Annotated in this window: 13 protein-coding genes and 1 riboswitch; of the genes, 7 read left to right on the forward strand and 6 right to left on the reverse strand. The window is 42.6% G+C overall.

The features are described from left to right. Positions 1-28 precede the first annotated feature (28 nt). The 4 genes from PU629_RS02360 to PU629_RS02375 all read left to right on the forward strand — a co-directional run bounded on the left by PU629_RS02360 (position 29) and on the right by PU629_RS02375 (position 2,607). Positions 29-673 (forward strand): response regulator, encoded by a 645-nt coding sequence (locus tag PU629_RS02360; RefSeq protein ID WP_275284337.1) that lies wholly within the window; start codon positions 29-31, stop codon positions 671-673. A gap of 204 nt (positions 674-877) precedes the next feature. Next, the gene (locus PU629_RS02365; RefSeq protein WP_275282668.1) at positions 878-1,207 is read left to right on the forward strand and encodes a PadR family transcriptional regulator; all 330 of its coding nucleotides are present in this window, start codon (positions 878-880) and stop codon (positions 1,205-1,207) included. Beyond that, positions 1,194-1,757, forward strand: coding sequence for a DUF1700 domain-containing protein (locus tag PU629_RS02370; RefSeq protein ID WP_275282669.1), 564 nt, complete (start codon positions 1,194-1,196; stop codon positions 1,755-1,757). The genes PU629_RS02365 and PU629_RS02370 overlap by 14 nt, the downstream gene beginning before the upstream one ends. Beyond that, positions 1,747-2,607, forward strand: coding sequence for a DUF4097 family beta strand repeat-containing protein (locus PU629_RS02375; protein ID WP_275282670.1), 861 nt, complete (start codon positions 1,747-1,749; stop codon positions 2,605-2,607). Before PU629_RS02370 ends, PU629_RS02375 begins: the two co-directional genes overlap by 11 nt. 240 nt (positions 2,608-2,847) lie before the next feature. On the opposite strand, the gene PU629_RS02380 is transcribed toward PU629_RS02375, so the two are convergent. The 4 genes from PU629_RS02380 to PU629_RS02395 form a co-directional block, all read right to left on the reverse strand. Then, on the reverse strand, positions 2,848-3,903 hold the full coding sequence (locus tag PU629_RS02380) for a WxL protein peptidoglycan domain-containing protein (RefSeq protein ID WP_275282671.1): 1,056 nt from the start codon (positions 3,901-3,903) through the stop codon (positions 2,848-2,850). 146 nt (positions 3,904-4,049) lie between these two features. Beyond that, positions 4,050-4,613, reverse strand: coding sequence for a WxL domain-containing protein (locus PU629_RS02385; protein WP_275282672.1), 564 nt, complete (start codon positions 4,611-4,613; stop codon positions 4,050-4,052). Positions 4,614-4,736: 123 nt separating this feature from the next. Then, positions 4,737-4,820: riboswitch (cyclic di-GMP riboswitch) on the reverse strand. A gap of 205 nt (positions 4,821-5,025) precedes the next feature. Continuing rightward, entirely contained in the window at positions 5,026-5,958 is a 933-nt protein-coding gene (locus tag PU629_RS02390) for a hypothetical protein (protein ID WP_275282673.1), read from the reverse strand. 333 nt (positions 5,959-6,291) lie between these two features. Next, a complete protein-coding gene (locus PU629_RS02395; protein WP_275282674.1) occupies positions 6,292-7,371 on the reverse strand; it encodes a nitric oxide synthase oxygenase in 1,080 nt (359 codons plus the stop codon). A 220-nt stretch (positions 7,372-7,591) separates the two neighbouring features. Between PU629_RS02395 and PU629_RS02400 the strand changes: the two genes are divergently transcribed. Next, positions 7,592-8,047: a GNAT family N-acetyltransferase gene (locus PU629_RS02400; protein WP_275282675.1), complete on the forward strand. Its 456-nt coding sequence runs from the start codon at positions 7,592-7,594 to the stop codon at positions 8,045-8,047. A gap of 229 nt (positions 8,048-8,276) precedes the next feature. On the opposite strand, the gene PU629_RS02405 is transcribed toward PU629_RS02400, so the two are convergent. Both PU629_RS02405 and PU629_RS02410 read right to left on the reverse strand, forming a co-directional pair. Continuing rightward, a complete protein-coding gene (locus PU629_RS02405) occupies positions 8,277-10,364 on the reverse strand; it encodes a HelD family protein (protein WP_275282676.1) in 2,088 nt (695 codons plus the stop codon). A gap of 247 nt (positions 10,365-10,611) precedes the next feature. Further along, entirely contained in the window at positions 10,612-11,919 is a 1,308-nt protein-coding gene (locus tag PU629_RS02410) for a LysM peptidoglycan-binding domain-containing protein (protein WP_275282677.1), read from the reverse strand. Between the two features lie 370 nt (positions 11,920-12,289). Here PU629_RS02410 and PU629_RS02415 point away from each other — a divergent pair, with 370 nt between their 5' ends. Both PU629_RS02415 and PU629_RS02420 read left to right on the forward strand, forming a co-directional pair. Then, complete coding sequence (locus tag PU629_RS02415) at positions 12,290-12,634, forward strand: DnaJ family domain-containing protein (protein ID WP_275282678.1); 345 nt, start codon at positions 12,290-12,292, stop codon at positions 12,632-12,634. Positions 12,635-12,996: 362 nt separating this feature from the next. Continuing rightward, positions 12,997-15,345: an endo-1,4-beta-xylanase gene (locus PU629_RS02420; protein ID WP_275282679.1), complete on the forward strand. Its 2,349-nt coding sequence runs from the start codon at positions 12,997-12,999 to the stop codon at positions 15,343-15,345. Positions 15,346-15,367: the final 22 nt, after the last annotated feature.

Below are 15,367 nucleotides of genomic sequence, written 5' to 3' on the forward strand. Positions count from 1 at the left end.
GGTGTCCGGAACAACAACGATTAAAGTGATGCTTGCAGATGACCAAACAATGATTCGGCAAGGCTTTGGCTACTGTATTGGTCTGCAAGACGACATGATCTTAATTGGCGAGGCCTCCAATGGAAAAGAGGCGGTGGAGAAGTCTCTGGAATGCCTGCCAGATGTTGTCCTAATGGATATCCAAATGCCAGAGATGTCCGGCATTGAAGCGACCAAAGAAATTATTAATCGGTTTCCCCAAACGAAGATTGTCATCTTAACAACCTTTGATGATCAAGAGTATATTTATCAAGGGATTCGTGCTGGGGCGGTTGGCTATTTGCTAAAAGACGCTGATGTTGAAGAAATGCTGGAGACTGTTCGCGCAGCCTATCGCGGTGAGGCCATTTTCAAAACAAGTTTAGCTTCTGATGTTCTTTTAAAGGTAGCGGCGAGCAATGAGGCAATGCCCGAGGTTCGTCATAAAGCCATTTTAAAAGAGTCCTTGACGGATCGAGAACAGGAAATACTCCAGGAGATGTCCTATGGATTAAGAAATGACCAGATTGCGAAAAAATTGTCAATAACCGAAGGCACGGTCAAATCACATGTGCATCGGATTTTGCAAAAATTTGGCTGCGAAGACCGGACACAGGTTGTCGTCATGGCACTAAGAAATCATATGGTCGAGTGACCGTCGCCCCAATTAGTATCCGATCGATAAAAGTGTTAATAGTCTTATTAAAAAGGAGCTGACCCAAGTTAAGCTCCTTTTTTATTATTTAGTACCTTGCAAAGAACAGTACCTAGTGATATAGTGGATCCATGAGTCATTCAATATAAAATGGTACTGGTTAATGAACAGTAGTTAACGTATAAAGAATAGGGTGATTGAACCGTGAACGTGCAATTTAAAAAAGGGGTTTTAGAACTTTGTGTGCTTGTCCTTCTCGATAAGCAGGACCGGTATGGCTATGAACTGGTCCAGGCGATTTCCAACCAAATTGAAATATCGGAAGGGTCCGTTTATCCGCTTCTTCGTCGCTTAACCAAAGAGGAGTATTTTACAACCTATTTGCAAGAATCTTCAGAAGGTCCTTCAAGAAAGTACTATAAGCTGACAGATAAAGGCAGAAGCTACTTGTATGAACTTATTGAGGAATGGAACGAGTTTTCACGCGGTGTTAATCAATTAATTAGAGAAGGTGTCCGTCATGACGAAAGATAAATTTTTGCAAGAACTAAAGACATTCTTAAAACGTTTACCTGAAAAAGAACGCACTGATATTTTACAAGACTATGAAGAGCACTTTGCTTTCGGGCTTGAAGAAGGGAAGTCGGAGGAAGACGTGGCGGCTTCCTTAGGTTCTCCAGAGCAAATCGCTAAAGAGCTTTTGGCGGATTATCACCTTGAAAAAGTAACCGCGAGTGCTACCGTTGGGAATGTTTTTCGGGCATTTTGGGCTGTCATTGGATTAGGCTTTTTCAATTTAGTGATTGTTCTCGGGCCTGCCATTGGCATAGCTGCCATCATTTTTTCAGGTTGGGCAGCAGGGGCATTCCTTGTTGTGTCACCGCTAATCGTCATGGTGGATGCCATCTTATATCCAAGTTCATTTTTACTCTTTAATCTATTTATTTCCTTAGCCTGTTGCGGAATTGGTTATTTTGTTCTTATCGGTATGCTTATTGTAACGAAGCTTGCGATAAGAGGGCTTATTGGTTACTTAAATTTCAATGTCTCATTAGTTAAAGGTGGTTTAAAGCATGAAAAATAAAAAGAGGCTTTCGATCTTCGCAGGAATCCTTATCGTAATTGGGATTGTAGGCAGTCTCGCTAGCTTTCATTCGACTGACCCCGTACCCGTTTCAGACAAAAAGGTGATTTCTAATAACACGATCTCAAATGTTATGATCGACACCGATAATGCGCGTGTGAACATCTATCCTTCAAAAGATAAGAACATCAAAGTAACGCTGGAAGGAAAAGTGTCAGCTAACATCAAAAGGCTACTAACAACGAATGTAAAAGGGAAAACGCTCAGAGTGACCTACAATGAAAAACAGCTTAGCTGGTTCAACTTCGATTTTACAGCCTTGAGACCCTTGACTTTGGCTATTTATTTACCAGAAAAGCAGTACGAGTCAGTAGGCGTTAAGAGTGACAATGGATACGTCACAGCCGAAAGTCTAAACACCACACATGCCGAGATCCACACTGACAATGGGCGTGTTTTCATAAGAGACAGCCATACCCAAACGATGACGGCGGAGTCCAACAATGGGCTGATGAACTTAACCAACATCAAAGCACAATCGGTTCAGTTAAAAACGGATAATGGAAGACTGAATCTCGACCATGTTGATGGAAAGCTAGAAGGAGAATCGCATAACGGCAGCATCTCTTTGATCACAAAAGACCTTGATCGAACTATCGATTTTACGACGGATAATGGAAGAATTACAATTAAAACCGAAAAAGACCCCACAAATGTTCAATTCAATGTTTCTGTCGACAACGGAAAAATCAATATCCTAAATAAATACACGGGGAACGCCGTTATAGGAAAAGGAAAAAATAGCATCCAACTCACCTCACATAACGGCAGCATCTCAGTCCAAAAATGAACCGCGGGTGTGGAACGCGGGGACGGTTCTTTTGGTTCATTGGAACGCAGAAACGCGGGGACGGTTCTGGTGTTTCAGTGTTCTTCTGTTTAGGCTACTAACAGACTGTCATGGGAGCAGGCAAACTCGGGCGAAGGGCTGTAACGGACATAGAGTCCATTACAGCCCATTTTTATATGGTTTTTAATTGATAGCTCCCTCTTCTAGTGTGGGGGCGATCCACCTATTTTTCCAGTCATTCTAAGATTTCCTCTTGGCTCTCCCCATAAGGAACACGATCATCCCAACAAGAACGACAATAATCACAAAAAGAAGGGCCACGCCAATCCATACCCACATCGGCTGGCCTTTATTGCCTGTTGCCGCTTGAGGAGGATTATATTTTTGGGCATACTGTTTGACTTCATTACTGCCGATGGTAAACTTTTTGGTCGCCTTTAGAGTGGTATCTCCAACTTTTCCATTAAGATGAATGAGGTAATTCCCATGATTCAGTGTTTTATTTTGCCATTGAATGGGATATCTGATTTTTGATTTTGGAGCCATGTTGAACGGGCCAAATTGACCACTAAAGAGCTTCTTTCCGTTGTTAGTTGAAACGGTATAGGTCCCCGTCACACCATCTTGAATTTTTTGAGAATCATTTGCCATCTCAATATAGGCTGTCCCTTTATTCGGTGCAAAGCCTGCATTTCCAACCACGAAATGAGACGCTGTCTTATTAGGCAAATTTAATTGAACCGCAACTGCAAAGACGGTCTCTGTTTTGATAACAAAATTAGCCTTTCCTTTACCCGCTTGTTGTTTGGTTTGGGTTTGAGTTCCTGGAATAGTAAAGAGGATGCCTCCAAGCAGGTTTTGTCCACCTGTATCGGGAACAGTGAGTTGAATCGGAACCACAACTGAAGAGGAAGGCGGGACCGTTACACTTTTTTCAACTTTCAAATAGTTGGCCATCTTAATAGCATCAGGTAAAAGGACAGCATCGGATGAGTCTAAATTCTGCTTGTACATCATTCCACCAGTAGGATTCGTAAAGGCATTAGCAGGTGCGATGCTAATTTTAACAGGCCTATCCTGATTATTGGTTATTTTTACGCTTAGCGTTTGTTTAGTATTGGCATGGACGGATAGGTCAAAGTAGCCTTTTGTTTGCGGATTTTGGTTTTTAGGATAGACCGGTCCAATGGTTAAGGGGATTGTGGAATCCTGAGCCATCGCTTTCCCATGAATGAATCCTGTGACTATCAAACAAAAAAGCCAAAAAGAGAGAAGTAGCCGCGCTGCTTTCATCATGAATCACCCCTGATTCTTTATCTTAACCAAGTTCTACTTTTTAATTAATATGTACATAAATGAATGGCCTAAGTCGAAACTAATAAAAAAGACAATAAAAAAACCATACCTATAAAAGGCATGGTTAAAATTCTATCTTAAATGAATCATGGTCCTGTTGTAACAGTAACAGCGACTGTGGAGGTATAAGTTCCAGCATACACATCTTTTGGATTAAGGGTTAGTGTCAAGGCATTATCCGGAAAACTAACGGTATAAGTGCCCATTCCACCATCAACAGCTGCACTTAAGAGCTTAAGACCTGCAGAATTATCAATGGTACCATTTTTCTTTGTAACCGTTGAAGCATCGCTGGAACCTGTTCCAGGCGTTACTTCTGTTGGTGATGCTAGGCTAAGAGAATCTGTTGGGAGTGTGTGCGAGCTATCAGAAGTTTTAAACGGAGTAGCTGAAACCACAACATTCCAACCAGCTCCCGTACCTCTTGCATCAGTTACTGTAAGGCTACCCATGCTGGCAGTAGTTGTTTGAACTGATCCGTCCAAGGTGACGGATGAAAAATCCCCAACAGTAGGGTCGGTTGTTACGCCAAGGTCTCCCCCAGTAATCGTGGTGCTTGCTGCAAAGGCAGATTTACTGCCAATAAAAACTGTACATACAAGTGCTAATGCAGAAACAGTGGATAAGAACTTTCTAGATGAGATCTTCATATTTATCGATTTCCCCTTTTTAATCGTTTTGAGATAAGATTTTTGTCCAAAAGCTAAAATCCTTCTAACTGATAAAAATGAAGAATATCGAATTAAACTTATAAAAGTTTAATCTTTCCATTCTTCGGTAACCCAGCCACCATTGTCTAAGACATTAGGTCTGTGGTTTTGCGTCATCGTCTTTCAACGATTTTGCCTTTTCGGAAATGAGAACGATTAAGACTCTCTTTGTCTATGTCGAATTTTGTCGTTCAACACTCACAAGTAGAATCTTACAACGGAATCCAGCTAAAGAATAGACATCAAATTTATCCAATAAATTTCCCTTAATTTGGTTAGCCATTATGAAACGCAGGGACGGTTCTGGTGTTCCACAATTTCAGTGAAACACCAGAACCGTCCCCATGTTCCATTATTGCCCCAAAACACTGAGAGATGCAGCATCCGATATATCTGTGACCTTTCCTTGGCTAAGATCAACTGCATAACGTCCATTGGTCGAAGAGTGACCAGATACTAATGTAGAATATCTTACAATATAGTAGTTATTGTACGTTTCTTCGAAGAGCACAAAATGATTCTTGTCTTGTACCAGATCATTTTTATCTCGCAAATAATCTTTAACTAAAGAAACAGCTTTGTTTTGATTGGCTTCTTCGATGGCCGCTTGATTTTGGCTGCCTTCATCAGACGCCTGATTCGTCACTTTATCTAGTTCGAAAAATGTACCGCCACCATATAAAATGAGTTTCTGGCTGTCCGAAGTAATAAATGAAACGAGGCAAAGTCCATTTGCGTCAGTGGCGTCAAGCTCCGTAACCGAATCCCCCGTAATTCCAAGTTGTTCAAAGTTAACTCGGTAATTGGTTGGAAAAGTGCTTTTGGCGATCACTTTCTTTGTATAAACAGGATGGGTTGCCGTATGTTTCATCACTTCAAAGTTGTCGCCAAAGCAAGTGACCTGATCCTTTGAAAGCACCAATTGTTTCCCTGTTATGGTCTGGATGTCGTTACTGCTATAAGTTCCCGCAGGCCCATAGGCGATTGCCTTCTTAATTTGCCATTGGCCGTAAAAAAAAATTTCACTTTCCTTCTTTTCGCTGGTACTTGTTGTGCCAGTAGCGGCGTCCCCCGTGGGCTGAATCGATTTCGGTGATTGCATAGACTTCCCAGTAGACTGATGGCTAGCTCCCGATGATTGGTTGGTTTTTGCAGATTGATCCGTTTGGCTGGATGATTCATGCCCTGATGGTTGCGATGTGACAGCCTTTTCAGATGATGCGCCGCAAGCAGACAACGTGACGAAAAGATAAGCGGATAAAACGGTGTAAATAAAAAATTTCAATTTTAAAACTCCTCCCCCCTTTCTCTATTCTAGCAAAACTTGGTAATTAGGTTAAGGGCTCCTCTCGATTTAGTGTTGGTTAGGAAATAAATTATCTGGTTATATTTGACAAGGAGCTTATGCGTATCCTGACAAATCCAAGCCGCCATTTTATCATGCCTGCCACTCCATGGTAAAAGCTTTGAGTCTATTCTCTCTACCCCCAACGTTTAGCGAGTTTAAGACGAATGGTGAACTTCCTCATAAAAAATGCAGTTAAGCAATTGTCCGAAGGCGTAAAAAAAGCGATCCCAAAGGAACCGCTCTTTCCAATTATAATTTGCAGAAATTCATTTAATAGGGCTTAGGCTGGCGGAAGTAGTTAGGCGTTTTCATTTCATTGTTATAGGATTGATGAAAAATATGGGTCGCTGCAGGGGATAAAGGGGGAATCAGCCAGGTCCAATTGCCGGTAACCGCTCTTCCGCTTTCCCGTTCCTTTTCCTCAAATTTTTTAAACTGTTGTGCCGCCGTATGGTGATCGACAATACTAACCCCATCTTCTTTATAAGAATAAAGAACTGCCGTATTAAGCTCTATAAGGGCCCTATCCTTCCAAAGAGAGGCACTATTTTTAAAATCCAACCCCATTAATCGTCCGACTGGCGGGAGCATATTATACCGATTTTCATCAGCAAAGTTTCTCGCGCCGATCTCCGTCCCCATATACCAGCCATTAAAAGGAGCAGCTGTATAAGTAATGCCGCCTATTTCAAGTTTCATATCCGAAATAATAGGAACGGCATACCATTTTAAATGTAACTCTTCAAATCCTTTAAGAGAAGGATGCCGAATTTGGACCTCAAGCAGAATCTCCTCTGGAATATCGGCTAATTTTGGCTGATTATTATTGATTTGTATGACTAATGGCAGGACATCAAATTTCCCAAACTTCGGTTCCCAGCCTAAATCTATACAAGCCTTTGTAAAAGCAATGGAGTGAGGATCCCCTATAATCCCATCTTCTGTTTGATAACCTGCATAGCGAATCAGTTGATGATTCCATATGCGCACGGTTTGATGAGGGGACTCCTGTGGAAAAATAGTGATGGTCGGGCGTATATGACCCTTATTAGTCGCATAGCGAATATGTTCAAAGAGAGCGTCAATCATCTCGTCTTCTGAGCTTAGGGTTCTTGCATCTATAACGTGTAAGCTTTCCCAAAACAACCTGCCAATGCAACGATTGCTGTTACGCCAAGCAGCTTTGGCCCCATATTCAAGCTCAGCTGCGGTATGCTCATAAAAGCCTTGACTATGTATCTGCTCACGGACTTCAACCAGTCTTTCCGCGGTCTCTCGGTCCGTTTTATTCAGCTCTTTATAACAAGTTCTAATAAATTCTGTGGCTTTCTCCAGTAAGTCGTTAGTCAAAAAGAATCCCCCTAAAATCATTCCTATTTTAAATCATATCATAGCGAAGACCAATCTAAAAAAGCTGTGATTTAAGTCATCTTGTGTTCATTTTTAATAGTCCGATCGTTAGTTTTCTAGTGGGGATGATTTATAAAACTCTAACAATTCAGTTCTGATTTTGTTAAATTGAATAGAGAAGGGGTTGAGTGGATTAAAACACAAACAGGGGGAACGGCCATTGATTAGATTAGATGAAATGAATGCAAGTGAATTCAATACGTATCTTAACTATGCGATTAGAAATTATGCGGATGAACACGTAAAGGCTGGCAACTGGAATGCTCATGAATCCATGAGTAAGGCAGCTAAAGAATTTGAACAATTATTACCAGAAGGAGAAAAAACGGCTAAGCATAAGTTCTTCGTGATTAGGGTGGGAGACCAAGAAGTGGGAATGATATGGCTTGCCGAACGGTCAAACCAAAAAGGATTTATCTATGACATCAATATCTGGGAAGGGTATCAAGGGCTCGGCTATGGGAAACAAGCCATGAAAGAAATCGAAGAAGTGGCAAGAAAACTGGGTTTGGAAAGCATCGGGCTTCACGTATTTGGACACAACCAAATCGCGCGTCGTTTATATGACAAGTTAGGATATATAGAAACGGACATTTTAATGGAGAAGAAGATTTAACGCACGGGTCGTTCACAAAAAAGTGCCGCCATGGGAATCCGCCCCCAATTCAGGCGAAAATTAAGCAAATAGCGAATCGACGTTACGCTCACTACCTCAAAATGGGCTAATAAGCGAGAATAAGGGAATGAGGTTACGCCTAAATTTTTTAGGCGTAACGAGAATATGCTATCGCTCCCGCAAAAGGCGGCTTGGCAAAATAGGCGTAACTCAGAACGCGCTATCGCCGTTAAAATGGGAGCAGTGGCGATGGGTTTCCGTCATAGAAGACGGAGAGGTGGTGCAGTGCCCGGGTGCAGCCTACGTAAAGCAGTTTGGCGTCACGGGGCTCCTTTTTATAGTTTTCTTCGGTTGCGTCAAGGATTAAAACGGCATCGAATTCTAGGCCTTTTGTGAGATAAATGGGCAGGATGGAAACGCCTCCTGCATAGGTTTGTTCGTCTCCGTTAAAGAGCGACACGTCAACGCCGCTTTCCAACAGAGATTCACCCAAGGCCAAACAGTCGGCTTCTGTCCGTGTCACAATGGCCAAGCTCTTTAGGCCTTTGGTTAATTCGTCTTGAATCCATTTTTTTACGGCTGTTTCTCGTAAGTCACGGTCAACCTGTTTTACCATCACTTCATCACCGCTTCGGAATACAGGACTGGCAAGGACCACAGGATCATAACCCTTTGTTAGGACGGCGTTAGCAAACTCAATGATTTCCATTGTTGAGCGATAACTTTTTTCCAACTCGAAACTGGAGACATTCTTGAAACAGCTTCGGAATTCTTCCCAGGAATCAATGCCTTTATAATCGTGGATGCCTTGAGACAAATCTCCTAATATAGTAAAGGAATGCTGAACGGTTTGATCCCTCAATAAGGCCACTTGAAATGGCGAAAAATCTTGGGCCTCATCAATCACCACATGATGGAATCGGTTTTGGTTTCCATTTAACCAAAAATGGATCAGAACTAAAGGCGGCAGATCTTCTGGAGTGACAACCTTATTTTTTAAAGAACGAATGGTGTCCTTTATTAAGGATTTTGGCATAAAGTCATTTAATAGATTTTCTTCCTCAGCTTGCTTGAGGAACGTTTGATAGAGCATAACCGGCTTGGCGGCGGGCCATTTCTTCAAATAGTTGCGAAGACTAAGCGTCGCCTTTTTTCTAAGATCGCTTTTCTTTGAAGGACTAACCTCTTTTAAGCGTGCATCAATCCAGCCTTTCATCCGTGTTACAAGACGTTCTCTCCGTATGGCAACAGGTTCGTTCTTAAAAGCTTCGATCCATTCATTCATTTGGGTGAGTTGAAGACGTTTTCCTTCCCAAGGTTCAAAATCGACACTTGGCAGAATCTGAGACTCGTAGGTAGTGAGACAGGTTTCTAACCATTGCTTGAACTTGGCGCTTCCTTTTATTCGGCCTGGCGACAGGGATCTTTGGTAAGAATGAAGGGGTGAAAACCATTCTGAGAGATTTTGAGAATGAGGCTCAAGCTTTAACGGTTCCTCTAAGAGCTCTAAAGCCCAGTCTTCAAAAGTCATTTGCTGAATGCCACCAACACCTAATTCAGGAAGGACATTGGAGATATAATCTAAAAACATATTATTGGGGGCAAAGATAATCATTTTTTCGGCTTTTATTTTTTCCCTATATTCATAAATAAGGTAGGCTAAACGATGCAAGGCAACCGTTGTCTTTCCGCTTCCGGCGACCCCTTGTATGATTAAAGCAGCATTTCGGGGAGCACGAATAATGGCATTTTGTTCCGCTTGAATGGTGGAGACGATATCCCGAAGTTTGTTGTCTTTGTTCTCACCCAATCGATACAATAAAAATTCATCTGAAAGGGAGGCTTCTTCTTGCCCTTTTACATAAACATCGACGACTCGCTCCAGTTCTTTCTGGCGAATCACAATATTCCGCTTGAGAAAAATGTCCCCATCTACAATTCCATCGGGTGATGTGTAATAGATATCCTCCTCTGCCCCTGTAAACGCATAGAAGAGACTGGCAATGGGGGCACGCCAATCAATGACAAGGAGATCTCCTTTTTGACCATCTGCGACACCGATTTTTCCTATGTACAAGGGTTTTGCTTCTTTCAAGCCTTCTTCTAGAAAATCAAGCCTGCCAAAATAGGGCTCGTTTTCCGCAAGCCGGAGCTGACTCCTTGACGTTTCACGTACCTCTTCAAGGATTTGTTCAGTAAAATCCTCGCCATGATAGGTTTCTTTTGACTCTAAATCAGCGAGTTGGCGTTTAATCTCTGCAGCGACTTTTTGGAGCTGCTGCTGCTCTTCACGATAGGCACTTTGAGACTCTTCCAAGTTCAGTTACCACCTTTTTTGAGAATTTCGCCATAATTTTCAGACGGAGATTTATCATAGCACAGAACCCCGGACGGTTCAAGGGGAAAGAGATCATGATCACACTTGCAACGGTGAAAAAATAGGTTTTTTTCTAAAAGATGAAACTCCAGCAGAAAGCGAGTCATTTTCGCTTTAATAAATAGCAAAAGGGTTTGCGAAAACAGCAAAAAAATAAGGCCCTTGCATAAAGCGAGGGCCGCTCGTTTTACATAATGATTAATTTCTGACCTGGAAAGATATAAGGGGATGAAAGATTGTTCGCTTTCATTAGGTTTTTAGTATTCGTATCATTTAATAAAGCGATATCCCAGAGCGTGTCCCCTTTTTCAACCGTATAGCTTTTGGTGGAAGAAGTGCTGACGGAAGCGATTTTTACCGTAGCGGTTGTGGACTGCTCAGAGATGACCAATTTCTGACCTGGAAAAATAAGTGATGATTTCAGGTTGTTCTGAGACATTAGCTTGGCTAATGAAAGCCCTTCTTTAGAAGCGATCTGAGACAAGGTATCTCCGCTTTTAACCGTATAGGTTTTTGAAGAGGCAGTGCTTGATGCAACCTTAGTAGAAGCGGTCTTATCAACTAAATCAGTAGTCTTTACAGTGGACTGGCTTTTATTAGAAACGGTAAGTTTTTGCCCCGGGTAAATCGTGTCACTTTTGAGGTTATTTAGCGTTTTTAATTGGCTGACCGTCACCTTATAGTTATTAGCAATGCCCCATAAACTATCACCTGACTTGACCGTATAGGTTTGCTGGGTGGTCGTTGATAGCGAAACAGGGGTTGTCTGCTGAGACGATGAAGTCGTTGCCTTTTGGGTTACGGTGGAATTGCCGGTCGTGCTGCTAGACTGTCCTTTTTTCACAATTAAGGTCTGACCGGCATAAATCATATCAGATTTGAGGTTGTTTAAGGTTTTTAATTCGGATACCGATAGTCCAAAGGTTTGACCAATGGCTGACAATGTATCGCCAGACTTAATCTTATAAGTTGATGAACTGCTGGACGTGGAACTTGAACTTGAAGTGGCAACCGTTGCATTAGATGACACGGTGGAACTAGACGCGGTAGTTAGAACTCTCCTAGCAGTCTTGTATACAGGTGACCAATAACTCGAGTTTATATTAGAAATTTCAACACCGGTTAAGAGGGCGCTAATCATTTGGTTTCCGCCAATATAGATCCCAACATGGTCAATAACCCCATCAGAATCGGTATCGAAGAAAACTAAATCTCCAGCTTTCAAGTTGGCTTTTGCAACAGCTGTTCCGACTTGTGATTGCATGACAGACGTTCTTGGCAGGGTAATGCCATTTTCCTTAAAAACCGTAGCCGTAAAAGAGGAGCAATCGAACTCATTGGTATCCCCAATGGGCGCTCCATAAACATAAGGTTTTCCTAAAAAGTGATTTCCTGTGCTCACAATATCTTGGCCAGAGGCGGCAAATGCCAGAGAATGTGCCGATAAAACAATCCCTCCCGCCAAGACAAGCGAAGCCAACGGTTTCTTTTTCATAATCTTGCCTCCTAAAAAATATGTAAAGACCAACACCACACTATTAAATTAATAGTATCATGTAAATAATAGAATAAAAGACACCTATAAAAAAAATTACCACATTTTGCCGAAAAATGGCTAGTGAAACGCAGAAACGCAGGGACGGTTCTCGCGTTTCACTATTAGTAATAGGGACGCAGGGACGGTTCTCCCGTTTCATTATTAATAATACTTATTAGAAAAAGGGGAAATTGGCTTACTCTAAAGCACGCACCTCATGTGACCTGTATACATTTTTAATGGGTGGGGACAGACCTCTTCGACCAGCCTTTCTTTCTGTAGAGGTTTGTCTCCAAAAAAAAGACAATTTTGAATGGGGGTTCTATTTGTGGATGAGAACTATCATGACTTAATCGGGGATATCTTAAAAAGTTCTGGTATGAAAGATAACATCCAAAGCAAGGGGAAGCCTTTACCTAAAAATTATTTACAAATGGATGTTTACCAAAATTTTCAAAAGGCTGCTAAGGAGGCGGGCTATTTACCCCCATGGCTAAAATTGCAGAGAGACATTTCAAAGCTTGTACAGACCTGCAAAACCCAGAGCGAGGTTGAAAAAATAAATGGGAAAATCAAGGAGTATAACAACATGTGCCCTTCAAAAATGCAAAGAATGCTCATAAGCCTAAACGACCTTGAACGAGCCAAAAGAGTATGGGATAACTTGGAATAGAGGAAGGGTTTTATGATGGATGGTTGCCATTTGTTAGCCGAACAAAAAAAGGAAAGAGAAACCCAATCGTTGAACAACATAAAATGGTTTCAGGAGGTTGCTAGTCCATTAAGATAGTGGGTGAGCACCTATTTTTTTTAGGTCTAGGTACCTATCTTTTATAAAAAGGTGCCTTTAATAGCCAACATTGTTCGTTTATTAAAAAAACTAACTTGAATACAATTAACGGAATAGTTAAACTAATAATGTATTTGGAAAGCGGTTACACAGAAAAGCGATAAAAGGAGGACTGTCCAAAAAATACATCAGGCTCATTCATCTTTTTTTATTGATTCCATGGATTTCAGAACAGGAGGCTTAAGATGAACAAAAAGTTTGGCTTCAAACACAGTATGTCAATTCTCATGGCGGTGATCCTGGCATTCGGAGCGCTTCTTACTCTCCCTGCCATTACCCCCGCACATGCCGAAAGCACCGACGTCAAAACAAAGTATACATTTGACTTCAACCCAGCGGACCAAGCTACGGAGCAATCCTGGTTTACTCCGTCATCCGCCTCCCAGGTTGCATGGAAGAGCGGCAGCGGGCTTGGTGTTGGGGATGATGATGTGCTTCAAGGCACCCATACCGGAACGGACTACACGAGTGCTAATAATGCGATTCGTTTGACACTGCCAGAGGCACTTCCCGCGGGCTATACTTACAACATTCAAGTATCCTTTTATGTTCCATCTGCACTCAACAAAGGTAAATCCACGATAACCGGACCCGGGGTTGTGTTAAACGGGGGATATTCCAATGGCCAATATAAGCTTCCTTCGAGTCCTGGAACTATTCCAATGGACACCTGGCAGACCGTCAACGTGACCACCCCTGTTATGACTGATGACCTAACGAGTGTCGACTTCCGTTTTGTGACCAATACCGCTGAAAATCATCCTGACGTTTGGTACATCGACCACATCGTAATCAGTCAAGTTGGCGATCCCAAGCCGGTACCCACATGGGATCTTAGCCTTCCGTCACTGGCTAATACCTATAAGGACAGCTTCTTAGTTGGTAATGTTATAGAGCCCAACCAGCTCGATACCAAAACGACCAACATGTTTAAGTCTTACTATAATGTTGTGACACCTGAAAACGCGATGAAGCCTGCTTCTCTAAGTACAGCGAAAGGCGTTTACGATTTCACAAATGCTGACTCCATTGTCAATTGGGCGGAGCAGAACGGAATCGCGGTTCATGGTCATACATTAGTCTGGTATCAGCAATCCCCAGACTGGCTGAACAAAAACTCAGACGGAACACCGTTAACACGGAGTGAAGCCCGCCAAAATCTCCATGACTATATCACAAAGGTTGCCGGACACTTCGCCGGAAAAGTCATTTCATGGGACGTTGTGAACGAGGCTTTGGACGGTGGTTCTCTCCCAGTCACCAATTGGAAGGATGACGCCAGAAAGTCTCCTTGGTATTTGGCTTATGCGAATGGGGCGGACACATCTAAAGGCGAAAGCGGTGCCGATTATATTTACGACGCATTTGTCTACGCTCGAGAGGCCGACCCGAACGCGATGCTTTACTACAACGACTATAATGAAACCGACGCCTGGAAGCGTGAGGCGATTGCGCAGATGGTGGAGGACCTTAACAAAAAATGGCTCAAAGACAAACGTAACACGGATCCAAGCCGCAAACTGATTGAGGGTGTGGGCATGCAGTCTCATTATTATACATCTGGTCCTGACCCATCCCAGGTTGAAGCCACTATCCAACGATTTATTCAGGCTGGGGTGAAGATTAGTGTATCTGAACTCGATGTCGGCTACGGTTCTTATGGCGGGACAGCTTACCCAACGCTGACTCAAGACCAGCAAGTCACCCAGGCCGACTATTACGCTCGCCTGTTTGAAATTTACAAAGCATATGCTGACCATATCCAGCGCGTAACCGTTTGGGGAAAGGCGGATTCACAGAGCTGGCGCAGCACCAACAGCCCTGTTCTTTTCGATAGCCTGTTCGCACCGAAACAAGCTTATTATGCAGTTCTTGATCCGAGCGGTTACTTGGAGAAGCAAGGGCAAACCCCGCGCCCACTCTATGACTTGACTGTCTCGACGCCAGGCGCGAGCTCACTTATTGCCGGTCTTCCTGCTGTCATAAATGTTAAAGCCGCCGCTGCTGATCTCGGCAACTACAAGTTGGTTGCTTACCTTACCAAGGACGGTGTAACATGCAGCGCTAAGTTCCCGCTATTCAACGGGAAAGGGAAAATCGTTATTCCGCGCGCACCTGAAGCTGGACAGTATAGTGTTGTCGTTGACGCTTATAATGGATCGACTCTCTTTGCTTCAAAGGCTGTTCCATTGACGATTGCTAAAAATAAGTTCGAAGTTAATGTTAGCGGAACAACGCTCAACTACAGTCTCGACCACGAAGGAAAGGCTGTATTTAAACCTACAGTGGATCAGCTCCATGCCATTCTCAATAGCGATTCACCAACCATCAAGATTGATCTAAGCGGTGATAAAAACGTGACCGGCATCCGGTTCACTGTCCCAACAGAGCCGTTTAAAAAGATTGATAAGACCCTTGAATTCACCGTTCTAAACAAAAGTTACAAGGTAAAGACGAAAACGATCTGGAACAACTCAGGTAAAACAAGAATTATCACGATTAATGCAAAAGGTCTATCCATTACAAATAACTAATCAGAGAAAAGGAGTCTCAAGC

It is taken from the genome of Pullulanibacillus sp. KACC 23026 (genome assembly GCF_029094525.1).
Lineage (GTDB): Bacteria > Bacillota > Bacilli > Bacillales > Sporolactobacillaceae > KACC-23026.

Bases quoted from the DNA above. Each gene is read 5' to 3' on its own strand.
- PU629_RS02360 (WP_275284337.1), top strand. From the start codon at position 29: ATGCTTGCAGATGACCAAACAATGATTCGGCAAGGCTTTGGCTACTGT.
- PU629_RS02370 (WP_275282669.1), top strand. From the start codon at position 1,194: ATGACGAAAGATAAATTTTTGCAAGAACTAAAGACATTCTTAAAACGT.
- PU629_RS02375 (WP_275282670.1), top strand. From the start codon at position 1,747: ATGAAAAATAAAAAGAGGCTTTCGATCTTCGCAGGAATCCTTATCGTA.
- PU629_RS02380 (WP_275282671.1), bottom strand. From the start codon at position 3,903: ATGATGAAAGCAGCGCGGCTACTTCTCTCTTTTTGGCTTTTTTGTTTG.
- PU629_RS02385 (WP_275282672.1), bottom strand. From the start codon at position 4,613: ATGAAGATCTCATCTAGAAAGTTCTTATCCACTGTTTCTGCATTAGCA.
- PU629_RS02410 (WP_275282677.1), bottom strand. From the start codon at position 11,919: ATGAAAAAGAAACCGTTGGCTTCGCTTGTCTTGGCGGGAGGGATTGTT.
- PU629_RS02420 (WP_275282679.1), top strand. From the start codon at position 12,997: ATGAACAAAAAGTTTGGCTTCAAACACAGTATGTCAATTCTCATGGCG.